The sequence below is a fragment of the Bacillus sp. z26 genome (assembly GCF_058313635.1).
Genome location: NZ_JBZFQM010000002.1, coordinates 361,788 through 384,875 on the forward strand (window position 1 = coordinate 361,788; position 23,088 = coordinate 384,875).

Here is a 23,088-nt window from a genome sequence, read left to right on the forward strand (position 1 = left end):
AGCACGTTTATTTCCCCTTTTTAGGATAAAGCTTTGCTTATTGCCTCTAATACTCGGTCAGCGGCAAAAGGTTTTACAATAAAATCTTTTGCACCTGCCTGTATGGCATCGATAACCATAGCCTGCTGGCCCATAGCAGAACACATAATGATCTTGGCATTGGGATTTATTTTACGTATTTCTTTTAAGGCGGTAATTCCGTCCATCTCTGGCATCGTAATATCCATGGTTACCAAATCAGGCTTTGTCTCTTTATAAAGCTCGATTGCCTGGCGACCGTCTGCGGCTTCCCCTACCACTTCATAGCCATTTTTCACCAGGATATCTTTAATCATCATTCTCATAAATGCCGCATCATCCACTACTAAAATTTTATGTGCCATTCCCTATTCCCCCAGCTTACTTTAATTTTTTCAGGCGATCAGTTTTGCTGATGATATCAGTTACACGAACGCCAAAGTTTTCATCAATTACAACTACTTCCCCTTTAGCAATCAATCGGTTATTTACCAATATATCGACCGGCTCTCCTGCTAATTTATCCAATTCAATTATGGAACCTGAAGACAGTTCAAGAATTTCTTTGACAGATCGATTAGTTCTGCCTAGTTCAACGGTTACCTGCAATGGAATATCCAGTAACATATTGAGATTATTAGCTTCTTTCTCATCCAGGCGATGGACCGGTTCGAATTCCGAAAATGTAACAGGCTGTACTTGGACAGGCTGGCTATTAGCTACCGAGTTCATTCCAAGATGCTGATTGCTTTGCATGTATTTCTGAGATTGCCCTTTTATCAGGTCATCCTCATAGATGTGATCCTCTTGAAAAGATCTATCAGATGTCGTACCTGCCATTACCATATCCCCTGCTATATTGGTAGTTTCCGCTCCATTCATGGTATAGGTAGCCGGATACTTCTCTTTTGTAGGTTCATCCACATGTACAGAAGTTTGATCTAACAACTCATCTACTAAACTTCTGGCAAAATGGGCAGGCAATAATTGCATAATATATGAATCAATTAAATGACCAATTTTCAATCTAAATGATACTTTAACAAGCAAGTCATCCTTAGGAATGACATCATGTCCTGCTCCTTCCGGTAAATCTATGATTTCTATTGAAGGTGGTGAGATATCTACACGTTTATTAAAAACCGTTGACATAGAGGTTGCAGCAGACCCCATCATTTGATTCATCGCTTCCTGTACAGCACTGAGATGGATCTCTGATAAGTCATTGGCCGGTGACAGTCCATCTCCACCAAGCATCAAATCAGCGATAATAGCAGCATCTAAATGCTTTATGACTAATAAATTGGATCCGATAAAGCCTTCCGTATATTCCACCTTAATGGCTACATAAGGCTGTGGAAATTCTTCCACCAGTTTTTCACTGGCTATTAAGGAAACTAAAGGCGTCGTGATAGCCACTTTTTGATTTAAAAGCATGGATAGCGCCGTCGCTGAACTACCGAATGAAATATTACCAATTTCACCAAGAGTATCCTCTTCTATTGTAGAAAAAAAATCTCCTATCACTGGAGAAGTACTGAAGCTATCCTGTCCAGAACTATCTAATAAAGCATCAATCTCTTCCTGAGTAAGTCTTTCATTATTCATCAATCTAAGTCTCCCCCTTTCAAGTTCTCCAATATTTGAATACCAATCTTCTTATTTACCTTACCTGCCTGTCCAAGAAATTTAGGTACATCACCGACAGATATCACTACTGGGCGATTAATTGGCTGACTGAGTTCAATGACATCCCCCGCAGTTAGGTTTAAGAAATCCTGGATTGAAATATCAGCAGTGCCCAATTGAGCCACCAGAGGTAACTCTGCTGTGCGGACACGTTGTTCCAACATGTGCAATTCATTCGGCTCTCTTTCCTTTTTGGTCGTATGCATCCAATAGTGTACGGATAGTTTAGGTATGATCGGCTCCAATACAATGTGCGGTATACATATATTAATCATTCCGCTAACCTCACCAATTGCAATATTTAATGAAATAACAACCACCGTATCATTAGGGGAAACCATTTGTAAAAATTGTGGATTTACTTCAAATTCTGATAATTCCGGATTGATATCTGCAATAGTGGACCATGCTTCTTTTATATTTTCAAAAGCATGTTCAAACAGGTTGGACATGATTTTTGTTTCAATTTCTGTAAGGCTTTCTACTTTATTGAAACTTGACCCTCTACCGCCCAATACTCTGTCCAGCATCGTATAGGCAATATTAGGATTAACTTCCATTAGGATTCGCCCATCTAAAGGAGGAACCTCAAAAACATTCAATATTGTCATTTTAGGCACAGAGCGTATAAATTCCTCATATGGAAGCTGATCAGCTGTCGCTACATTAATATTGACGTATGTACGAAGCTGCGCTGAAAAATAGGTGGTCAGTAAACGCGCAAAATTCTCATGTATTCTCGTTAAATTCCTAATTTGATCTTTGGAAAACCGTAAAGCTCTTTTAAAATCGTAAACTCTTACTTTTCTTTCATTTTCTTCCTTCTTTAATTCATCAGCATCCATTTCACCTGTTGATAAAGCTGATAATAATGCATCAATTTCATTTTGAGATAAAACCTCGCCAGACAATCAAATCACCTCCGTTGTTTCAGATACTTTTATGTTCTTCGCTTTTTTATTGGAGAATGGACGAGGTTGTATAAATCTCGATAACCTTACCTTCTTGCATTAACCCATTTACTTGTGACTTAAGTTTATTTTCGAACTCCTGTTTGCCTTTTTTATCATTCAGTTGATCAGCTTTCATTTCCGTTAATTCCTTGATCACAATATCATTTACTTGAAAGATTCTTTTTTCCAATTCTTCTTTAGCTTTTTTATTGTCTGTTTCCATCATGTACGTTACACGGATTAACGTATTATCGGATAGGTTAGTCGTAATTTCGGGTATTTCAACAGAATACTCAATAACCTCATCAATACTCGGTACTTTATCTGAAGAGTCGTTTGAATCATTCATCAAGATAACTACTCCGACAACCCCCAGCAAAGAAACAGTTGCCAGAAAAACAAGTATGATTGTCATCCATTTATTCTTCATCATTATCCTCCCGATCATGCTGATGCCCTAAAACATTTATGCTGCGATAAAAATGATTAATCGAATGTATAATTTCTCTCTCCGCTGTTGCTACCACCAGTTTTTTTCCATTCGTCATCGTAATGGTCGTATCCGGATTAGCTTCTACAGATTCAATATATAAAGCATTTAAATAATAGTTCTTACCATTTAATTTGGTTACCAATATCATAATTGGGAGGGCTAAAGAATAGCTTTAGCCCCTGCCTCCTTTACTCATTACCTTTTCAGATTTACTAATTCCTGTAATATTTCATCGGAAGTTGTAATGATTCGAGTGTTCGCCTGAAAACCACGCTGTGCCACAATCATTTCAGTAAACTCCTCTGACAAATCTACATTTGACATTTCAAGTCGTCCTGATGAAAGTTTCCCTCTACCACCGGTGTCTGCGGTTCCTTCCAGAGGGCCGCCAGAGTTAACAGATTCCTGGAAGGTATTATTGCCAGTCTTTGTTAAACCGGCTGGGTTATTGAATTTGGTAACAGCAATCGTTCCAAGATCCACATTAGCTCCATTGGCATTAACACCCGTAATTTTGCCGCCCTGTCCGATACTGAAGCTCGCCACATCAGTGATCGTAATATCGCCGGCAGTCCCCTGAACCTTATATCCTTCACTCGTAACCAGCGCGCCATCTTCATCTAAATAAAAATTCCCTGCACGTGTGTAATATTCTGCATTACCGTTTTTAACTTTAAAATATCCGTCACCTTCAATAGAAAGATCCAGTGTCCGATTCGTTGTTTGTGCACTTCCCTGGGTATCGATATTATCAATAGATGCCAGCGAGCTCCCAAGCCCGACTTGAATAGCATTTGTTCCGCCCTTTTCAGCTGTGGCAGCACTTGCCCCTGAAACAGTTTGGCTCATTGTATCTTTGAAAGTTACCCTGCCTTTTTTATAACCATATGTGTTCACATTTGCGATATTATTCCCGATAACATCCAATTTTGTTTGGAAGTTTTTTAATCCGCTAATACCAGAGTACATAGAACGTAGCATAGTATTTTCCCCTTTCAACTTGGCTGTATCAGTCATTCAACAGCCCCGGCTTCCTCGACAAGAGGTCCAGCCATTTCCTACTTTAATTTAAAATAATTGCCCCATTAATATTGGTAAAAATTTGCGCGCCTGCTTCTGCTCTATCCATCGCTGTAATCACTGTATTATTTTTGGCGTTTACAATAAGCGCTGCATTTTCCATCAGAACCAGTGAGTCGCTTAAACCCTTCCGTCTTGCTTCTGCAAGCTTTTCCTCGAGTTGGCCCCACTGTTGTTCATTAATCTGTAAATTCCGCTGTTGAATTCGCTGTTCGGCATGCTTACTAATTGTAATGCCTTTATTACTACGATCTATTGCGGGCCTAAGGAAGCTTTCAAATGATTCATTTCCACTTTTCAGTTGTACTTTTTGCTGTTTTTTTAGTGGATTAGCAACCGGTACAGGCGGCTTGTATATAATTCTCTGGTCCATTGACTTCTCCTCTTATCTTTATCCTACTTTAATCAACTGATTGAGAAGCAGGGCTGTATTTGCTTCATCATTCACCTCAAAGGTAACCTGTCCATCCTTTTGAAAGACTGAGGATACAAGCGCTGTACGCTCTGTTCCTTCTGCATCAAGCCAAGATACTTGTTTCCCTATTAAACGGCTAGCTTCGGCAAGGTTGTTGCCTGCTGAAATCTCGTTTACAGAAGAAATGTTTGCTGGCTCTAAAACAGTTCCGTCTTCAAGGATAAATTTCACACTGTCTTCAACGAATTGAACAGATTTTACTACGCCAGTGCCTTCTTTAACTTCAGTTTGATCACTATCATTGTTTGTATCTTCCATTTTATGAAAAGTTACTTCCTGCCCAACTAACTGAGAATACGTAATCAATAGATTTTGATTTTGAGATTTCATAAAGCTTTCTAATGTCGTATTCATATTTGTCATTTGCTCAAGACTCGAGAAAGTTGCCATTTGCGCGATGAATTCCGTATTTTCCATTGGGCTGGTTGGATCCTGATTCTGTAATTGAGTCAGTAATAACTTCAGGAAATCATCCTTGTCCAAGTTATTCTTCACTTCCCTTGGTTGAGATTGCAGGGAACTATATAAGAGACTTGTATCAATCGTTGTCAATTTAACTCCTCCTATATCTCTTGATTAATCATCGTGTCTTCGAGAACACTTAAAAAGCCTGAGTATGATTCTTCTTCCTTGTCGTCAAGGTCATTCTCAGCCAGACTTTCATTCTGATCTTTTCTCTTTTCAGAAGGTGATTCTTCCTGAAACTGTGTTTCTGCTGTTTGTTCAAACTCTATTTTGTCGAAATTAATGCCTTGTGCAGCAAGGGACACTCTTAATCCGAGAAGTTGGGATTCTAATAGTTCTCTTCCTTTTTGAGTGTTCGCAATAATTTTTACCACCATTTGGCCATCTTTTTGCATGAGTTCAATTTGTAATGTTCCGAGATTTTCAGGTGTTAATCGAACAAACAGTCTCTGAACTCCATTTTGATTCGTATAATTTGCTCTCGAAAAAATGGACTCAAATGATTTTATAAACTCTTCTGCCCCTACTGCCTGTCCATTTTTTTCAAGGACCAAAGCCGGACTCTGCTGTTGCGTTTGCAATTGAAGTTCGCCAATCATCACAGGTTGATTTAACGGTATTTCTGCACTTTTACTCGTTATCAAATTGGATGGTATAAGAGTCCCGCTATTTTGGTTGTTTAGTGAAAATTTCCCGGGTTGTTGATTGTACACTTTTAATCCTATATCTCTTATGGAGACAGTATAGTTCTTGGTTTCAGTAGGAGTTTCCTGTACTTTTTCATGAATGCTTGATAATTTTTCATTCCATTTAGATAAAAGGACAGTCAGTTGACCTACATTTTCTGTAACTTTTTGATTGGGTAATACATAATCATTGCTCATTACAATCAATTTTCCTACATTCAACAGAGTAAGGAACGCCTGTTGTTTTTCACTTGTTAAACTTTCATACGAGTTCGAGAGCCCCTTATCCAGAATGCCAGTCAGTGTTTCAATTTCCTCTTTTGAAGGAGGGAATTTAGTGAAATCGATTTGTTTAAATGTGCTTTGAAGTTCTATTAGCTGACTCAACGCCTCTTTAATGGTTTCAGAAGGATTACTGCCTAATAGTTGCTGAATAAATTCCAGGTTATTGATGTCACCCTGATTATTGGTAATCAGTAGAGTTAGTAACTCAAATGCCTCATCAATTTCTTCAAGCCCCTCTTTCTCGAGGAAACTTAAAGTATCATCCAATTCCACACTTTCTTTCTGATTATCTTCCAGCTGAATTTCTGGTTTTTCTTCTTTAGCCAATCCCTTTTCAGTTTGGAGCATTTTTTGAAAAGGCTTATCCTGAGAATTTTTACTGATTAATATAGGGTCATTTTTAGGTACAGCCGTTGTTTTTACCAATGGATTGTTAAGCAATACACCAGTCTGATTCATTCATTCACCTCCTTTCTATTTTTTAGGCTGACTCTATTCCGAATTCTCTGTATCGCTTCCTTTTTCAACTGTGATTTTTTCCATTAACACAGCTGCTTTTTTAGCATCCATTTTTTCCATAATGGCAGCCAGGCTTTCTGTTGTTACTGAAGAAAGGACTTTCACAGCTTCTTTCTCATTCATTTCTGCCACAATTAAAGCAGCTTGCTTAGGTGCCATTTTTTCGTAAGTGTCCACTATATCTTTATAAGACTTAGAGCTCTCTTCCTTTTTATAGTCCAGTTCTGAGATTGTCTGCTCCAATTGCTCTACGGTTAGCTGACTTCGTTTCAGTTCCTGCTCTTTGTTATCCAACATTTTTTCCAGGCTGGCTGCCTCTTCCTCTTTATCTTTTAGCTGGGTCTTTATCTTCGTTATCTCTTTCACATAAAGCTCTTGATTGTTTTCTTTTATTTGATGTTCTGTTTCTGCCGTTTCTTCTTTTTCACCTATAAAGGGTATACTCTTAGTTAGTTTATCGGCTTGTTTAGTTATATTTTTACCTGAAATGGTTGCTGTAATTAACACAGCACCAGCAATAAATATAAAAACAATCAATATAATAAGAAACATTTGCAATTTGCCTAATCCTTTATATTCCTGTTCTTCCTTACGATCCAACTACTACGCCTCCATTATGAACGGCTCATATATTGTTGAATAGATATTTCATCCATCTGCCGATTTTCTTCATATTTCATCCTATTAAAATATCTTTGAAAATCTTTTTCTTTTATTTTCTCGTATTTTTTTACTTCTACATTTTTTTCTATTAGAAGCTGATGATAGAATTGCATTTTTGATCGCGTCTCCATCACACGCTTCTGATAATGCGCTATCATTTTTTCGTGATTCTCTAAAAAACGCTGATTATGCCTCACCTGTTGCACAGATAAGCCATTCTTCAATTGTTCCGATTGTAAATCCAATAACTCTTCTTTCTTTTTCAGCATTTGAAAAAGATGCTCAGCTTCTGATTCAAACTCTTTTACAGCGCTTGTATATTTGGACTCGGAATCAGTTTTTTCTTTTTCTTTTATCGTTAATATCTTTTCAAATTTATATTGGTAGTGCATGAATTCATCCACCCATTCCCATTAATAAACGCAATTGTTCAATACTCTGTTGTTTCGTTACTTTATCATTTACACCCTGTTTTAAATATTCAATGATTTCCGGATATCTTTTAATTGCTTCATCAATGATTTGATTGGAGCCATTTTTATATGCACCAATATTAATTAAATCTTCTGCTTCGAGATAAGCTGCCATGGACTGCCTTACCTTTTCAGCTGCTTTTGCGTGAGCAGGGTCTATAATATGTGCCATAACCCTGCTGATACTTTTTAAAATATTAATTGCCGGGAATTGCCCTTTATTAGCAAGATCTCTGTCTAAAACAAAGTGTCCGTCCAATATTCCCCTAACCGCATCCGCAATAGGTTCATTCATATCATCACCGTCTACTAATACCGTATAAAAGGCGGTTATCGTGCCTTTCTTATTTGTACCGGTTCGCTCCAGTAATCTTGGAAGAATACTAAACACAGACGGAGTATATCCTTTTGTTGTTGGCGGTTCCCCAACAGCCAATCCCAATTCCCTCTGCGCCATAGCTACCCTCGTAACCGAATCCATCATCAACATGACATTTAATCCTCGGTCTCGGAAAAACTCCGCAATTGCCGTAGCCGTGTAGGCCGCCTTTATTCTCATTAATGGCGGCTGGTCTGATGTAGCTACTACCACAATGGATCTTTTCAATCCAACAGGACCCAGGTCTCTCTCAATAAATTCCCGAACCTCTCTCCCCCGCTCACCGACAAGAGCGATCACGTTTAAATCAGCTGTGGTATTTCTGGCAACCATTCCAAGCAGTGTGCTTTTTCCAACTCCGCTTCCAGCAAATATACCAACCCTCTGACCTTTTCCTACCGTCAATAAGCTATCAATCATACGGACACCAGTCTCAATTCCTTCATCAATAGGCGGACGGGACATTGGATTTGGAGGATCTTGTTCTGTAACCACACTGGATAACCCATATGGAAGCGTTCCTCCATCAAGGGGATTCCCAATTGCATCCAGTGTTTTTCCTATTAAACCGGTGCCTACTTTAATCTCAAGCGGCTTCCCGGTCGCTTCCACAAGGGAACCGGGAGCTATCTCACTAACAGCACTATAGGGCATTAAAATAACAATCTCTTCTCGAAAGCCCACCACTTCTGCCTTTATCTTTTGATTTTTTCCGGTATGGATCAAACACATATCGCCAATTGAACTGGCTGGCCCCTGAGACTCGATCATAAGCCCTACCACTCTTTTAATTCTTCCATACCTTTTAAAAGTATCGAGATAATCAATTTGATCTATTAATAGAGAGACATTCATGAGAGACCCTCCTCAAGAATTTCCAGAAGCTTAATCCTGATTTGTTCCAGCTGTTCATCTACACTCGCTACCAATCGGCCATTAGAAGACTCTATCACACACCCATTCTCATCTAATTCATCATTCGGATAGATATAGAATTCTGTTTCTCTCGGAAATAGTGCCATTAATTCTTTTTTATTTGTAAGGACAAACGAATAATGAGTCGGATGGACATGTAATTCAATATTTCTGTATTCTCTTGCTTCCTTAATCGCCTTCTTTACAATAAATAAGTAATCTTCTTTATTTTCATGTAAGTGTTGATTTATGATTTTTTCAGCTATTTTTATCCCAAGATTCAATAATGTGAACTCAGACTTTTCCACTGCAGTCTGATAATCTTTTTTTGCATTTACTACAGTCTCTTTCGCAAGATCCAGCAGTTGTTTATATTCTTTCTGTGCATCCATTAGCCCTTGATTCTTGCCTGTCAGATACCCTTCCTGTCTGGCATCTTCAATGAAAGTTTGCTTTTCTATATTCCAGCGTTCCACTTCTTCATGAATCTTTAATTGGATTTGGTCGGCTTGTTTCTGAGCTTCCAATATAATGGCTTTTGCCTCTTCAGTCGCTTCCATTAAGGTAAGATCTCTATCCTGGGTTATCGGATTTTCATTACGAATGGAATCATTTTGTTCATTCATAATTTTCTTGATTTGGATCAGCTTTTTATTTTGTGCATGTGTATCCGTCATATGGGATTTTATTATTCTAGACAATAATGTCATCTCCCCCACCACGGGCTAAAACAATTTCACCGGCATCCTCGAGGCGTCGTATGATAGCAACAATCCTAGACTGTGCTTCTTCCACATCCCGTAGACGAACCGGTCCCATAAATTCCATCTCTTCCGTAAATGTTTCAACCATTCGTTTGGACATGTTTTTATAAACAATTTCTTTCACTTCTTCACTAGCCACTTTAAGCGACAGCATTAAATCATCATTCTCTACATCTTTAATCACACGTTGGATAGCTCTGTTATCCAAGGTGACGATATCCTCAAATACAAACATCCGTTTCTTAATTTCTTCAGCTAATTCTGGATCCTGAATTTCTAAAGCTTCCAAAATTGTTCTCTCTGTTGAGCGGTCCACTCCATTTAGAACTTCAACGACTGCTTCAATTCCTCCGGTTTGTGTATAATCTTGCGTTACAGTCGCGGAGAGTTTTCTTTCAAGAATCTGTTCTACTTCATTAATTATTTCAGGAGAAGTACTATCCATTAAGGCGATCCGTTTGGCTACGTCAGCCTGCATATCATGTGGAAGCTCGGATAATATTTGCCCTGCCTGTCCCGCTTCCAAATAAGATAAAATTAGGGCAATCGTTTGAGGATGCTCATTTTGTATGAAATTTAATATTTGACCCGGGTCTGCTTTTCTAACAAAATCAAAGGGCCTCACCTGCAGGGAAGAAGTTAATCTATTAATAATCGCTTGCGCTTGGTCATTGCCTAATGCTTTTTCTAAAACGGTCTTGGCGTACCCAATCCCACCCTGAGAAATGTAATCCTGAGCAAGGGCGATTGTATGAAACTCATCGACGATATCCTCTTTTTCTTTCGAGCCCACCTTACGTACGCCTGAAATTTCCAGGGTCAGTTTTTCAATCTCCTCTTCCGACAAATGCTTATAAACATTTGCCGAAACATCAGGTCCCATTGAAATAAGCAAAATCGCAGCTTTCTGTTTACCCGTTAACCCGTTTTTTATATCTCTACTAGACATATTGTTCTGACCCCCTACTCTTCCGCTATCCATGATCTTAAGAGTTTCGCAAATTCATCCGGCTTTTCTTTCGCCAGTTTTTCAAGTTGCTTTCTTTTAACAGTCGCTTCTGACTCTGCTTCATCCTCAATATTGGATACCAAAACAGGAGGTACTGGTTCTTCATATTCATTTATCTCATATTCTTTTTTCTTACGTGATTTTATAATGAAAATAAGAAGCACAATGATTGCTAGAAGTAAAACACCGCCAATTACATAAACCCACCATGGAATACTGCCTTTCGATTGTTCATCAAATGTAACTTTTCCATTAAACGGCTGGACCGATATGGCGATTTTTTCCTCTAATTGTTCATCTGTAAGCGGATCATTATTTTCGGACTTATCTATACTTGTTCGAACAATTGTCCCTAAAATATCTCTAATATCTGTAATCCGTTCTTCAGGAAGAGAATTAGTATCATCTGCTTTAGGAGGTTCCACCATTACCTGAATCCCCAAGTCTCTCACCTTGTATGGTGATTCACTAATCTCTTTACGTATTCTGTTTACCTCTTTATTAACTGTTTCTTCAGTCTTTTCATAGTCCCCGTTCCCGTTTGATCCTTCCAAATATTGCGAACCAAGCGAGTCTGAAGGATCTTCAGTGATAGGTGTACCACCATCTGCTCCTGCATTCCCTGTATAGGTTTCAGATAAGTTTTGAGCGCTGATCGTCAACCCTTCCATATTCTCTTCATCCACAGGTTCCACAAGATTTTCTTCTCTATTCTCTTGGGTAAAATCCACATCTGCTGTTACAGAAACAATAACTTTATCGGTACCCATAATCGTTCCAAGCATTCCTTGGACACGTCGTTGTATATCTTTCTCAATCTCTTTTTTTATTTCATTTTGAGAGGCAAAGCTATCCGAACTGCTGCTCCCATTATTTTTTAGATCAAAATACTCAAAATATTGGTTCATAATGACGATATTATCTGTAGGGAGATTCGGGACACTTTTAGAGACTAAATGGTATAAAGCTTTTATTTGATTTTCTTCAAATTCCTGGCCAGGTTTGGTATTTAATACAATAGAGGCTGAAGCCTCTTCTTTCGTATCACTAACGAACACCCCTTTGTCAGGGAGTGTAAGAATAACCTCCGCCTCTTGAACTCCTTCAATCCCTTTAATAAGACCCGCAATTTCATTTTGCATGGCATCCTGTTTAATAACATTAAATTCATTATCTGTCATACCAAAACTTGCATTTTCGCTAAAATATGAATAATCTATGCTGCCAGATTTCGGAATTCCCTCTGCAGCCAGTTCCACTAACAGTGTATCTGCCATTTCACTTGGAACCAGTATTGTACTTCCACCATCAGCTATTTCCGACTCAATTCCTCTGCCATCCAGATTCTCTTTAATAGATCCTGTTTCTGTTGGTGCAAGATTACTATATAACGGTACGAGCGTAGTTCTTGAAGTAAGAAAAACAGTAGCAACAGATATTAGGATCAGTGCTGCTGCTATGCCAATGTAGGCCGTTTTCTGTTTACCTGTACGGCTCTTCCAATAATCCTTTATTTGGTTTCCCATTTTATAAATCGATTCTTTCATCATGATCCCCCGAACTTAAGCTGGCTTGCATCAATATTATCGTCCACAGAGACTTCCCTGTCGTATGTTGGGAAATATTAATTTCGTTGGGACTATGTGCAAATTCATTATTATGTTTACATATTCATTCTCATAATTTCCTGATAAGCTTCGACAGCTTTATTACGGACTTCCATAGTAGCTTGCAGTGTTACACTCGCTTTCTGTGATGCAATCATTACATTATGTAAATCAACATCTTCTCCAAGTACTAGTTTCTGTGTCATAGCTCCTGATTCTTGCTGAGTTGCATTTATTTCTTCAATTGTTTTTTTTAAGACAGATGCAAAAGAATTTTGAGCCTCGTATGGTGTATTAGTATTTGTTAATTTAGGTTCCTTCTGAGTTAATACTGAAGAAACAGCGTTATTTAATTGAATAGGTTCCAAATTTTAAATCCTCCTAATTATTTGCCTATTTCCAGTGCTTTCATCATCATGCCTTTGGAAGCATTAAATACTGTAACGTTTGCTTCATAGGAGCGGGTTGCGCTTATTAAATCAACTGTTTCACGCAAAGGGTCAACATTGGGCATTTTAACATAACCCGTTTCAGGATCAGCATCTGCGTGGGTGGGATCATAAACTAAATTGTAATCTGGTTCCTCGATATATCCGGCCTCATTGGCTTCTGGATTGCCTGGATCGTAAACCATATTGACGTCTTCTTTAATTGCAGTCACCTTTACCCCATTACCGACAGCAGATTGGTCCGTATTATTCATAGCTGAATGCAGATAATTAGAAAACCCGTTATTTCTGGTTTCCAATACAACTGTTTTCCGTTGATACGGTTGCCATTGTCCATCAACATATTTACCTCTAGTGGTTTCAGCATTGGCCATATTAGATGAAATCACGTCCATACGCAGGCGCTGGGCGTTTAATGCACTCGATGTAATATCCATGCCAGAAAACAATCCCATACTTATTTACCTCCCCGTATAACACTCTGTAATGTTTGAAAATTGCCGTTAAGTCGCTCAACCAATGCGTTGTAATAGATTTGGTTAGTAGCCAGATCACTCATTTCACTGTCCATATCCACACTGTTCCCCGCACTATTGTAATTCGCGTTTTTACTGGTGACTTGTAAATCTATATTTTCTTTCTCTTTAAATTCAAAATGTTTGCTGTCAGTTTTAAATGATTGATCATTGATCTCTGTTGCTTGATTTAATACAGACTTAAAACTTACACTCTTCGCTTTATAATTAGGCGTGTCCACATTCGCAATATTCTGGGAGATTGCTTTCGATTTTAATGAAGAATAATTAAGCCCCTGTTCAAGTAAGCTGACAGTATTGGAAAATAACTTCATTATCTCACCCTTTCCATCATAAAAAGTCTTCTATGTTACTCATTTTAACGGCTGTACATTCTATATAATGGATAATTTTTCTATTTACTACTCTATTCACTTATTTTCACCAGTATAATATTACATTTTTTTATTTTTATAGTACAAATATTACATTTTAGTCACATTTTTAAAATATATGTCATATTTTATATTAAAGAAAATATGTTAAAAATGATAAGTACAATAGTCCTATTTTGTTGAATAATTTTGGATTTTACGGTTTTTTGTCGATATTTCTTCTTTATATTTAGAAATTATTAGTATTTCTTATAAATAAAAAAACCAAAGTCTTTAAATTGACTTCGGTTTTACTAAAGAATTTTTTCTATATTTATGTTAGGTTCTTAGTACATTAATCAAATTTCAGCAGGAATAAATTCTTTTCCTCTTACTTAATATTTCGGGAGACAAAATAAGTTAATTCACATTATTACATAAGACTACGAAAGATATGCTCAGCTATACATGACTTCTCTAAAGGAATCCCATTAACAAATGCTTTGGACGTTAAGGGCTCTGGCCTGACAAATAATTGTGCAACCAGGTAAGACGGAACTCAGTCCATCTTATTAGTTCTCATAATAAAAAAACGAAGTCTAAGATTTGACTTCGTTTTTTATATTTTAAGTTTTAGCGTTTTAATGCTTCGAGCTCATTCAAAAATTTAGCATTCAGAACTTTAATATACGTACCTTTCATACCTAAAGATCGGGACTCGATAACACCGGCACTTTCTAATTTTCTTAATGCGTTAACAATAACTGAACGGGTAATTCCTACACGATCAGCAATCTTGGAAGCAACCAACAAACCTTCATTTCCTTTTAATTCCTCAAAAATATGCTCGATTGCTTCTAATTCACTGTAGGATAAAGAACTGATAGCCATTTGTACAACAGCTTTACTTCTTGCTTCTTCTTCAATTTCTTCTGCTTTTTCACGCAAAATTTCCATTCCAACCACTGTAGCGCCATATTCGCCAAGAATCAAATCATCGTCAGCAAATTTTTGTTCTACACGGGAAAGGATTAATGTACCCAGACGCTCGCCTCCGCCTACGATCGGTATAATAGTCGTCCAACCAGCCTTAAACAATTCTTTGTTTTCCACAGGGAACGCTGTATATTCGCTCTCAACATCAATATTGGAAGAGGTTTCTTTAATATTGAAAAGATTATTCGTATACTCTTCTGGAAATTGACGATCTTCAAGCATTTTCTTCATACGCTCATTTTCGATTTGCTGGTTTATTTGGAAACCAAGTAATTTCCCTCTACGGCTGACCACGAAGATATTCGCTTCAATGACTTCACTTAAGCTTTCAGCCATTTCTTTAAAGCTCACTTGCTTTCCACCTGTTTTTTGCAACATCGAGTTTATTTTTCTAGTCTTATTCAGTAAATCCATTTTTTTCTTCCTCCTATAATGTCTTCTTTTATGGGATATTTAATTAGTGTATTTGAGTGAACAGGATAAGGGAAAAGAGTAAAATGTAACTAATTAATTGTACCCTCGAGCAATAATCTGAAACATTTAACTATTTATAATATATACTCACTTAAGTTTTTATTTTTAGATATTGCACCCAGTTTTTCATCCACATACTGAGGAGTAATCGTAATTTTCCCCATCGTAATATCAGGCGCTTCAAATGATAAGTCTTCTAACAGCTTTTCCATAATAGTATGTAATCTTCTCGCTCCAATATTATCCGTGTTTTGGTTCACTTCAAAAGCAACCTCAGCTATCCTACGAATAGCTTCGTCTGAAAATTCAATTTGTATACCTTCTGTTTCTAATAATGCAATATATTGTTTAATTAACGCATTATCAGGTTCTATTAATACTTTATAAAAATCATCCACAGATAATTTTTTTAGCTCTACTCTGATTGGGAAACGGCCTTGCAGTTCAGGTATAAGGTCAGAAGGCTTCGCAATATGAAAAGCTCCTGCAGCAATAAATAATACATGATCGGTTTTAACAGTTCCATATTTCGTTACAACTGTTGAACCTTCTACAACAGGAAGTATGTCTCTTTGAACTCCTTCTCTCGATACATCAGCTGAAGAAGTCCCGCCGCTTTTACTTGCTACTTTATCGATTTCATCAATAAAGATAATACCAGTCTGCTCAGCTCTCTCAATAGCTACCTGAGTTACCTCATCCATATCGATTAATTTTTGCGCTTCTTCATTTGCCAAAACTTTACGCGCATCTTTAATAGCCATTTTTCTTTTTTTCTGTTTTTTAGGCAGCAGATTACTGAAAGCATCTTGCATATTCATACCCATTTGTTCCATACCAGATCCTTGAAGCATGTCGAACATAGAAGGGGGCTGTTCTTCTACCTCAATCGTAATCATATCTTCTTCCAACTCACCATTTAATAAACGTTCTTTTATTAATCTGCGTCTTTCGTAGATATTTCTTTCATCTTCCTGATTATCTTGATCAGTCGCATTGGAAGTATCCCCTGACGTACCAAAAATCATTTCAAGAGGGTTTTTAAAGGAAGAAGACTTTTTACCTGAAGGTACTAGCAATTCGACAATTCGAGTATTGGCATTTTCTAATGCTTTATCTTTCACTTCAAGCATTCTTTCTTCTTTTACAAGCCTTATGGACGTTTCAGCTAAATCACGCACCATGCTTTCCACATCACGCCCCACATAACCGACTTCTGTGAATTTAGTTGCTTCCACTTTAATAAAAGGCGCTTTTACTATCTTGGCTATTCTGCGAGCTATCTCTGTTTTACCAACACCAGTTGGTCCAATCATGAGAATGTTTTTAGGTACAACTTCATCACGCAGGGTTTCTTTTAAGAGACCGCGTCTATATCTGTTTCTCAACGCAATAGCCACCGCTTTTTTAGCATCCGCTTGCCCAATTATGTATTGGTCCAATTTCTCTACGATTTGTCTTGGTGTTAGATTTTTATTGTCCTGTTTCATTAGGATCCTCCTTTGTTTATAGCTCTTCCAAAATAATATTAGAATTCGTATATACACAAATTTCAGATGCAATTGTTAATGAAGCATGAGCAATTTCTCTCGCTGTCATACTTTCACCAGAAAATCGTTTTAAGGCACGGCCGGAGGAAAGCGCATAATTCCCGCCGGAACCAATTGCCAATATACCATCATCAGGCTCAATCACCTCTCCTGTACCGGAAATCAAAAGCATATTATCCCTGTCCATTACGATTAGCATAGCTTCAAGCTTACGTAAAACTTTATCACTTCTCCAGGATTTGGCGAGTTCAACCGCCGCACGTTGTAAGTTACCATTATATTCATGCAATTTGCTTTCGAACATTTCAAATAATGAAAAGGCATCTGCAACCGAACCTGCAAAACCGGCCAAAACTTTTCCATTGAATAATCTTCTTACTTTTTTTGCAGTGTGTTTCATTACAACAGAATTCCCCATTGTTACCTGGCCATCTCCGGCCATAGCGCATTCCCCATTATGTTGTACTGCAAAAATTGTAGTAGCATGAAATTGTTCCATAATACAACTCCCTCATTAAGATTAAGGCTATGAATATTTCTTTAAGCTCTTGGATGGCTGTTTCTATAAACTTCTCTTAGTCTTTCCTTACTGACATGCGTATAAACCTGTGTGGCTTGTATGCTTGAGTGTCCAAGCAATTCCTGCACAGAGCGTATATCCGCACCGCTATTCAAAAGATGTGTCGCAAAACTATGCCGTAACATATGTGGGTAAAGATGCTTGTTAACAGAAGCTTTATCAATGATATTGGACAAAATATACCGAACACCCCTTGGCGTTAAAGGGTTGCCTCTTTGATTAACAAACAGATACCCGTGAGATTGTGCTGCTTTTTTTAACAATTCATTTCTCGGACCATTAATATATTCCCATAATGCTTTTTTAGCATACTCACCAAAAGGAATATAACGGTCCTTCTTCCCCTTACCATGGGCAAGGACAGTCATGAGAGTAAAATCTAAATCACCCAGTTCTACGCTGCAGCATTCACTTACCCTCATGCCTGTTGCATATAAGAGTTCTAATAAAGCCAGATCTCGCTTACCTGAATCGGTAGTATGATCAATAGTTGAAAAAATAGCTTCCATCTCTTCTTCATACATAAACCGAGGCAGCCTCTGTTCTTTTTTTGGTAACGAAAGCATAGCAAATGGATTTTCGTCCACAATATTTTCCCTCATCAGAAACTTATAAAATGATCGTAAGCAAGAAATCTTCCTGCTGATGCTTCTTTTAGATAAATTACGTTCAGTGAGATTGGTAACATATAATCGAGCATCAGGATACGTGACTGCTTTTATATTTGAAATAACTTGCTCATTCATGAACAAAAAAAATTCCTCTATATCCTTTTGATAATATGCAATAGTATATTTTGAATAGTTTTTTTCGATTTGTAAATACTTTATATAAAATTTTAAAGAAGTTTCAATATTCAAAATAGCCACCCCTCACAGGTTACTAAATATTAACACACTATAGTAACCCTTGCAAATACTTTACAAACTATTCAAAAAGTTCCGAATTGTTTGTAATGCTCTTTCAGCATGTGCTTCCGCTCGCTCTTGCTTCGATCTAATCTTTCTGCCCAAGTCAGGGAATAAGCCAAAATTGGCATTCATCGGCTGAAAATTTTTGGCGTTTGTAGACGTGATATAGTGGGCCATGCTTCCCATTGCTGTTTCCTGAGGGAAGATTACTGGTTCCTGTCCTGAAGCGAGCCGTGCTGCATTGACTCCTGCAATCAGACCAGAAGCTGCCGATTCTACATATCCCTCAACACCGGTCATTTGTCCCGCAAAGAATAAATTAGGTTTAGCTTTTAATTGATAGGTAGCTGTCAACACTTTAGGTGAATTGATAAAGGTATTTCTGTGCATAACACCATATCTCACAATTTCAGCATTTTCGAGTCCAGGGATCAATCTGATTACTTCTTTTTGCGGACCCCATTTCAAATGAGTTTGAAATCCAACAATATTATATAATGTTCCTGCTGCATCATCTTGACGAAGCTGAACAACCGCATATGGACGTTTACCCGTTTTCGGATCTTCCAGTCCAACCGGTTTCATCGGACCGAACAGCATTGTTTTCTTCCCACGTTTTGCCATTACTTCAATCGGCATGCATCCTTCAAAGAAAATTTCCTTTTCAAATTCTTTCAATGGAACAGTCTCCGCTTCAATTAGCGCTTCATAAAAAGTATTGAATTCTTCTTCTGTCATCGGGCAATTTAAATAAGCTGCTTCCCCTTTATCATATCTTGATTTCAAATACACTTTGTTTAAATCAATGCTATCTTTTTCTATAATTGGAGCCGCCGCATCATAAAAATAGAAGTAATCCTCACCGGTTAATTGACTGATTTCTTTTGATAACAGTTCACTAGTTAGGGGACCTGTTGCAATAATTGTTATTTCATCATTGGGTATTTCAGTTAATTCCTCATTGTGAATGGTCACATTCGGATGATTTTTTAATGTATCAGTTACTTTGCCCGCAAATTCATGTCGGTCAACGGCAAGGGCCCCTCCAGCTGGTACAGAACAATAATCAGCGGAATTTATAATGATTGAGTTTAATTGGCGCATCTCTTCTTTTAATACTCCAACCGCATTTGTTAAAGTATTAGCACGCAAAGAGTTACTGCAAACCAATTCAGCAAACTTGTCCGTATGGTGTGCCGGAGTTTGTTTCACGGGTCTCATCTCATATAAATCAACCTTTATACCTCTCTCAGCCAATTGCCAGGCTGCTTCACTTCCTGCTAATCCGGCACCAACTACTATTACTCTTTTCATTTATGTATACCCTCCAGCTATGTTTATTACTTAACTCATAAATTCATGTAACAGATTTATGGAAATCTGTGATATTTGTTATACGTTTTTGTTACGAAAAAGTTTCAGGAATCCCTTTACCTCTTACTTAAGGATAAGAAGGAAGAGCCTTTATTAGCCCTTCCCTCTTTAACTCTGTGGTTCTTCCTTATATTCGCAATTAATACATTGAACCTGTACGCCTTTTTTTAGTTTTTTCTCAACCAGCGGTCCCTCACAATTAGGACAAGATCTTTGAAGCGGCTTATCCCATGAAACGAAATCACAGGCAGGATATTGATCACAGCCATAAAAGATACGTCGTTTTTTGCTTTTTCGTTCGACAATATTACCTGCATCGCATTTCGGACATTTTACACCGATGTCTTTGACGATTGGCTTCGTATTCCGGCAATCAGGGAAATTACTACACGCCGCAAACTTGCCGTATCTACCCATTTTGTACACCATGGGTGATCCACATTCTTCACATGTTTCGCCAGTTGGTTCATCCTTTATTTCGATTTCTTTCATTTCTTCCTCAGCTTTGGCTAAATCTTTCTCGAATTCTTTATAGAAATGATCGATAATATTGACCCATTCAACTTCCCCATCTTCTACACTATCGAGTTCATTTTCCATTTTAGCCGTGAATTCCACATCCAGGATGTCTGGGAAAAATTCACTCATGACCTCGACTATTATCTCACCAAGCTCTGTCGGAATAAAACGTTTATTATCTAAAGCTACATAGCCTCTTTTTTGTATAGTGTCAAGGGTTGGTGCATAAGTTGATGGCCTGCCGATTCCTAATTCCTCAAGTGTTTTAACCAGCCTTGCTTCTGTATAACGAGGAGGCGGCTGAGTAAAATGCTGATTTGACTGGATATCTTTCGAGTATACAGTATCCCCTTCTTTCAAATCAGGCAGTAAATTTTCTTTTTCTTCATTATTATCATCATTGCCTTCAATATATACTTTCATAAAACCGGCAAATTTTACTTTTGACCCATTTGCTCTGAATACGACATCACCATTTTTTAAATCTACAGCCATAGTATCCATAATAGCAATCGCCATCTGGCTGGCAACAAACCGTTCCCATATTAGTTTATATAAACGGAATTGATCCTTAGAAAGATATTGCTTCATCACGGAAGGTTCTCTGACCACACCGGTCGGCCGCACTGCCTCATGGGCATCCTGCGCTCCAGTTGTCTGCTTATCCTTCCTCTGGGTACTTGGAAGATAATCTTCACCGAACTTAGACTTAATCCATTCTTTCGCCTCATTTTGTGCAGTCTCAGAAACCCTTGTAGAGTCAGTTCTCATATACGTGATTAAACCGACAGTTCCTTCTTTACCAACCTCAATACCTTCATACAGTTGCTGAGCGATCATCATCGTTTTCTTTGCTCTGAAATTAAGTTTACGAGCTGCTTCCTGTTGCAGGGACGAAGTTGTAAACGGAGGTGCGGGATTACGTTTTCGCTCCTTCTTAGTTACCGATTGCACTAAGTATTCGTTTCCATTAACTTTTGAAAGTACATTCTGAACATCTTCTTTTGACTGCAATGGAACTTTCTTTCCATTGATTGAATGAAAGTTAGCTTCAAAATCCTTTTTTCCTTTCAGAAACGATCCATTGATGGACCAGTATTCTTCCGGTTTAAAGGCCTCAATTTCTTTTTCACGATCCATAATTAGACGTACAGCAACGGATTGCACACGGCCGGCACTTAAGCCTTTCTTTATTTTTTTCCAAAGAATTGGGCTAATGCTGTACCCCACAATACGGTCTAATACTCTTCTCGCTTGCTGAGCATCAACCAAATTCATTTTAATTGGTCTTGGATGTTTAAATGACTCTTTAATTGCGTCTTTCGTTATTTCATTGAATACAACACGACAATCAGAGCTTACATCCACGCCGAGGCTGTGAGCCAAATGCCATGCGATTGCTTCCCCTTCTCTGTCGGGGTCAGCTGCGAGATAGACTTTCTTAGCTTTTTTTGCGGCTGTCTTTAATTCTTTTAGTACATCACCTTTACCGCGGATAGTGATATATTTTAATTGATAATTTTTTTCAAAATCTACACCCATCTGGCTCTTCGGTAAATCACGTACATGACCCATGGATGCTTTAACTTTATATTTTTTTCCTAAATATTTTTCAATGGTTTTCGCTTTAGCAGGCGATTCCACTATAACTAAATAATCCGCCATTTCTTTCCTCCTTAAGAGGGTATCATTCTCTATATTTATGCATGTATGATTATGAAGGTATTGATTTACATCTGTCAATGGTATGTTTATAAGGATTTTAAACTATTGACAACAATCAATATAATCTGAATACTCCTCGTGACTCAAAAAACCTTGTCTGATGCACAATGTATAACAGAAATCATAAATTTGCAACTTAAATAGTTTTTTATGAGATAGCTAAAAATGATTATCTTCATTCATACATGTCATCAGAGACCTCAAGGCCATCACCACTCGTAGAGAATATCATTAGCATGATTGATTAATTTGGCGCCTTCTTTTATCAATTCATGCGGGCCGGCAGACAGTTCAGAAAACACACTTCCAGGAACTGCATAAATATCTTTTCCCTGTTCCAAACCATGTTGAATTGTGATGAATGTCCCGCTTCTTTGTTTCCCCTCTACCACTAATATAGCCCTTGATAATCCGCTGATAATTCGGTTTCTCATTGGAAAATGCCAGGGTTCTGGTTTCATGATGGGTGGATATTCAGATAGTACGATCCCATTTTTCACAATTGAATCGGCAAGTGCTGTATTTTCTTTTGGGTATATATTGAAAAGCCCTCCACCAATAACAGCAATAACCTTTCCGCCACTTTGCAGTGCCTTAAACTGTGCATGAGAATCGATCCCTCTTGCCAACCCACTTACAATACATACATCAGCCTTAACTAAATCCGGAATCAGATAATTCACCATCTTTTTTCCATAATCCGTAGGGGCACGGCTACCTATTATGGCTAATATTCTGGAATTATGCAAGAGCTGAGGATTTCCCTTACAGTATAAAACCCACGGCTGCTGATAAATAACGGAAAGTTGACGGGGATATAAATGGTCCAGAAATGTAATACAGTGAATGTGGTTTTTTTCATAAATAGAAGGCATTTTTTGAAGGTCTTTATTTTGGAGGTCTTTTATAAATAAAGATGTTTTCGAAGAGGGTAACTCCAGTGTTTCCATCCAATATCTGAACGGCTGGTCATATATTTTTCGGAGATTTGGATCATTTTTTAATATACGATATTTGGCCTTCCAACTTACACCCCGACAATGGTCAAGATGTACAAGTCTGTTCTTCCATTCATCCATAACAGTTTCACCTCATATTTTTTTTGAAATATATATAAAGACGCTCCCCTTAATTAGGATAAGGGGAGG

25 protein-coding genes are annotated in these 23,088 nt (G+C 37.8%); all 25 read right to left on the reverse strand.

Annotated features, from left to right (window positions below):
• Window positions 1-20: 20 nt before the first annotated feature.
• The gene (locus AC4G3K_RS06950) at window positions 21-383 is read right to left on the reverse strand and encodes a response regulator (protein ID WP_491076901.1); all 363 of its coding nucleotides are present in this window, start codon (window positions 381-383) and stop codon (window positions 21-23) included.
• Window positions 384-399: 16 nt separating this feature from the next.
• Window positions 400-1,629: a flagellar motor switch phosphatase FliY gene (gene fliY / locus AC4G3K_RS06955; RefSeq protein WP_491132893.1), complete on the reverse strand. Its 1,230-nt coding sequence runs from the start codon at window positions 1,627-1,629 to the stop codon at window positions 400-402.
• Window positions 1,626-2,618: a flagellar motor switch protein FliM gene (gene fliM / locus AC4G3K_RS06960; RefSeq protein WP_491076899.1), complete on the reverse strand. Its 993-nt coding sequence runs from the start codon at window positions 2,616-2,618 to the stop codon at window positions 1,626-1,628. Before fliM ends, fliY begins: the two co-directional genes overlap by 4 nt.
• A 46-nt stretch (window positions 2,619-2,664) precedes the next feature.
• Entirely contained in the window at window positions 2,665-3,090 is a 426-nt protein-coding gene (gene fliL, locus AC4G3K_RS06965) for a flagellar basal body-associated protein FliL (protein WP_491076898.1), read from the reverse strand.
• Complete coding sequence (locus tag AC4G3K_RS06970; protein ID WP_491076897.1) at window positions 3,080-3,301, reverse strand: flagellar FlbD family protein; 222 nt, start codon at window positions 3,299-3,301, stop codon at window positions 3,080-3,082. Before AC4G3K_RS06970 ends, fliL begins: the two co-directional genes overlap by 11 nt.
• A gap of 47 nt (window positions 3,302-3,348) precedes the next feature.
• Window positions 3,349-4,134 (reverse strand): flagellar basal body rod protein FlgG, encoded by a 786-nt coding sequence (gene flgG, locus AC4G3K_RS06975; RefSeq protein ID WP_491076896.1) that lies wholly within the window; start codon window positions 4,132-4,134, stop codon window positions 3,349-3,351.
• Window positions 4,135-4,216: 82 nt separating this feature from the next.
• Window positions 4,217-4,606 carry a TIGR02530 family flagellar biosynthesis protein gene (locus tag AC4G3K_RS06980; protein WP_491076895.1) on the reverse strand — a complete coding sequence of 130 codons (390 nt, stop codon included), beginning with the start codon at window positions 4,604-4,606 and terminating at the stop codon, window positions 4,217-4,219.
• Window positions 4,607-4,624: 18 nt separating this feature from the next.
• Window positions 4,625-5,260 carry a flagellar hook assembly protein FlgD gene (gene flgD, locus AC4G3K_RS06985; protein ID WP_491076894.1) on the reverse strand — a complete coding sequence of 212 codons (636 nt, stop codon included), beginning with the start codon at window positions 5,258-5,260 and terminating at the stop codon, window positions 4,625-4,627.
• An 11-nt stretch (window positions 5,261-5,271) separates the two neighbouring features.
• A complete protein-coding gene (locus AC4G3K_RS06990) occupies window positions 5,272-6,603 on the reverse strand; it encodes a flagellar hook-length control protein FliK (RefSeq protein ID WP_491132894.1) in 1,332 nt (443 codons plus the stop codon).
• Window positions 6,604-6,636: 33 nt separating this feature from the next.
• A complete protein-coding gene (locus AC4G3K_RS06995; protein ID WP_491076892.1) occupies window positions 6,637-7,263 on the reverse strand; it encodes a MotE family protein in 627 nt (208 codons plus the stop codon).
• 14 nt (window positions 7,264-7,277) lie between these two features.
• The gene (gene fliJ, locus AC4G3K_RS07000) at window positions 7,278-7,718 is read right to left on the reverse strand and encodes a flagellar export protein FliJ (RefSeq protein ID WP_491076891.1); all 441 of its coding nucleotides are present in this window, start codon (window positions 7,716-7,718) and stop codon (window positions 7,278-7,280) included.
• 4 nt (window positions 7,719-7,722) lie between these two features.
• Window positions 7,723-9,033 (reverse strand): flagellar protein export ATPase FliI, encoded by a 1,311-nt coding sequence (gene fliI, locus AC4G3K_RS07005; RefSeq protein WP_491076890.1) that lies wholly within the window; start codon window positions 9,031-9,033, stop codon window positions 7,723-7,725.
• Entirely contained in the window at window positions 9,030-9,794 is a 765-nt protein-coding gene (gene fliH, locus AC4G3K_RS07010) for a flagellar assembly protein FliH (RefSeq protein WP_491132895.1), read from the reverse strand. The genes fliI and fliH overlap by 4 nt, the downstream gene beginning before the upstream one ends.
• A complete protein-coding gene (gene fliG, locus AC4G3K_RS07015; protein ID WP_491076888.1) occupies window positions 9,787-10,806 on the reverse strand; it encodes a flagellar motor switch protein FliG in 1,020 nt (339 codons plus the stop codon). The genes fliH and fliG overlap by 8 nt, the downstream gene beginning before the upstream one ends.
• A 14-nt stretch (window positions 10,807-10,820) precedes the next feature.
• Window positions 10,821-12,413 carry a flagellar basal-body MS-ring/collar protein FliF gene (gene fliF, locus AC4G3K_RS07020; protein ID WP_491076887.1) on the reverse strand — a complete coding sequence of 531 codons (1,593 nt, stop codon included), beginning with the start codon at window positions 12,411-12,413 and terminating at the stop codon, window positions 10,821-10,823.
• A 116-nt stretch (window positions 12,414-12,529) separates the two neighbouring features.
• On the reverse strand, window positions 12,530-12,832 hold the full coding sequence (gene fliE, locus AC4G3K_RS07025; protein ID WP_491077189.1) for a flagellar hook-basal body complex protein FliE: 303 nt from the start codon (window positions 12,830-12,832) through the stop codon (window positions 12,530-12,532).
• Between the two features lie 26 nt (window positions 12,833-12,858).
• Window positions 12,859-13,377 (reverse strand): flagellar basal body rod protein FlgC, encoded by a 519-nt coding sequence (locus tag AC4G3K_RS07030; RefSeq protein WP_491076886.1) that lies wholly within the window; start codon window positions 13,375-13,377, stop codon window positions 12,859-12,861.
• 2 nt (window positions 13,378-13,379) lie between these two features.
• Window positions 13,380-13,772 carry a flagellar basal body rod protein FlgB gene (gene flgB, locus AC4G3K_RS07035; RefSeq protein WP_491076885.1) on the reverse strand — a complete coding sequence of 131 codons (393 nt, stop codon included), beginning with the start codon at window positions 13,770-13,772 and terminating at the stop codon, window positions 13,380-13,382.
• A gap of 672 nt (window positions 13,773-14,444) precedes the next feature.
• Window positions 14,445-15,221, reverse strand: a complete 777-nt coding sequence (gene codY, locus AC4G3K_RS07040) for a GTP-sensing pleiotropic transcriptional regulator CodY (protein WP_491076884.1) — start codon at window positions 15,219-15,221, stop codon at window positions 14,445-14,447.
• A 134-nt stretch (window positions 15,222-15,355) separates the two neighbouring features.
• Window positions 15,356-16,771: an ATP-dependent protease ATPase subunit HslU gene (gene hslU / locus AC4G3K_RS07045; protein WP_491076883.1), complete on the reverse strand. Its 1,416-nt coding sequence runs from the start codon at window positions 16,769-16,771 to the stop codon at window positions 15,356-15,358.
• Window positions 16,772-16,787: 16 nt separating this feature from the next.
• A complete protein-coding gene (gene hslV / locus AC4G3K_RS07050; protein WP_491076882.1) occupies window positions 16,788-17,330 on the reverse strand; it encodes an ATP-dependent protease subunit HslV in 543 nt (180 codons plus the stop codon).
• Window positions 17,331-17,371: 41 nt separating this feature from the next.
• Entirely contained in the window at window positions 17,372-18,274 is a 903-nt protein-coding gene (gene xerC / locus AC4G3K_RS07055; protein WP_491133244.1) for a tyrosine recombinase XerC, read from the reverse strand.
• 57 nt (window positions 18,275-18,331) lie between these two features.
• Window positions 18,332-19,636 carry an FADH(2)-oxidizing methylenetetrahydrofolate--tRNA-(uracil(54)-C(5))-methyltransferase TrmFO gene (trmFO, locus tag AC4G3K_RS07060; RefSeq protein WP_491076881.1) on the reverse strand — a complete coding sequence of 435 codons (1,305 nt, stop codon included), beginning with the start codon at window positions 19,634-19,636 and terminating at the stop codon, window positions 18,332-18,334.
• Window positions 19,637-19,804: 168 nt separating this feature from the next.
• A complete protein-coding gene (gene topA, locus AC4G3K_RS07065; protein WP_491076880.1) occupies window positions 19,805-21,880 on the reverse strand; it encodes a type I DNA topoisomerase in 2,076 nt (691 codons plus the stop codon).
• A 269-nt stretch (window positions 21,881-22,149) separates the two neighbouring features.
• Window positions 22,150-23,019 carry a DNA-processing protein DprA gene (gene dprA / locus AC4G3K_RS07070; protein WP_491132896.1) on the reverse strand — a complete coding sequence of 290 codons (870 nt, stop codon included), beginning with the start codon at window positions 23,017-23,019 and terminating at the stop codon, window positions 22,150-22,152.
• Window positions 23,020-23,088 lie beyond the last annotated feature (69 nt).

Coding starts and splice junctions, on each gene's coding strand:
- flgB (WP_491076885.1), bottom strand. CDS start 13,772: ATGAAGTTATTTTCCAATACTGTCAGCTTACTTGAACAGGGGCTTAAT.
- fliJ (WP_491076891.1), bottom strand. CDS start 7,718: ATGCACTACCAATATAAATTTGAAAAGATATTAACGATAAAAGAAAAA.
- AC4G3K_RS06970 (WP_491076897.1), bottom strand. CDS start 3,301: ATGATATTGGTAACCAAATTAAATGGTAAGAACTATTATTTAAATGCT.
- trmFO (WP_491076881.1), bottom strand. CDS start 19,636: ATGAAAAGAGTAATAGTAGTTGGTGCCGGATTAGCAGGAAGTGAAGCA.
- fliF (WP_491076887.1), bottom strand. CDS start 12,413: ATGAAAGAATCGATTTATAAAATGGGAAACCAAATAAAGGATTATTGG.
- fliI (WP_491076890.1), bottom strand. CDS start 9,033: ATGAATGTCTCTCTATTAATAGATCAAATTGATTATCTCGATACTTTT.
- AC4G3K_RS06980 (WP_491076895.1), bottom strand. CDS start 4,606: ATGGACCAGAGAATTATATACAAGCCGCCTGTACCGGTTGCTAATCCA.
- fliL (WP_491076898.1), bottom strand. CDS start 3,090: ATGAAGAATAAATGGATGACAATCATACTTGTTTTTCTGGCAACTGTT.
- topA (WP_491076880.1), bottom strand. CDS start 21,880: ATGGCGGATTATTTAGTTATAGTGGAATCGCCTGCTAAAGCGAAAACC.
- AC4G3K_RS06950 (WP_491076901.1), bottom strand. CDS start 383: ATGGCACATAAAATTTTAGTAGTGGATGATGCGGCATTTATGAGAATG.
- AC4G3K_RS07030 (WP_491076886.1), bottom strand. CDS start 13,377: ATGGGATTGTTTTCTGGCATGGATATTACATCGAGTGCATTAAACGCC.
- flgG (WP_491076896.1), bottom strand. CDS start 4,134: ATGCTACGTTCTATGTACTCTGGTATTAGCGGATTAAAAAACTTCCAA.
- codY (WP_491076884.1), bottom strand. CDS start 15,221: ATGGATTTACTGAATAAGACTAGAAAAATAAACTCGATGTTGCAAAAA.
- hslU (WP_491076883.1), bottom strand. CDS start 16,771: ATGAAACAGGACAATAAAAATCTAACACCAAGACAAATCGTAGAGAAA.
- hslV (WP_491076882.1), bottom strand. CDS start 17,330: ATGGAACAATTTCATGCTACTACAATTTTTGCAGTACAACATAATGGG.
- AC4G3K_RS06990 (WP_491132894.1), bottom strand. CDS start 6,603: ATGAATCAGACTGGTGTATTGCTTAACAATCCATTGGTAAAAACAACG.
- dprA (WP_491132896.1), bottom strand. CDS start 23,019: ATGGATGAATGGAAGAACAGACTTGTACATCTTGACCATTGTCGGGGT.
- fliG (WP_491076888.1), bottom strand. CDS start 10,806: ATGTCTAGTAGAGATATAAAAAACGGGTTAACGGGTAAACAGAAAGCT.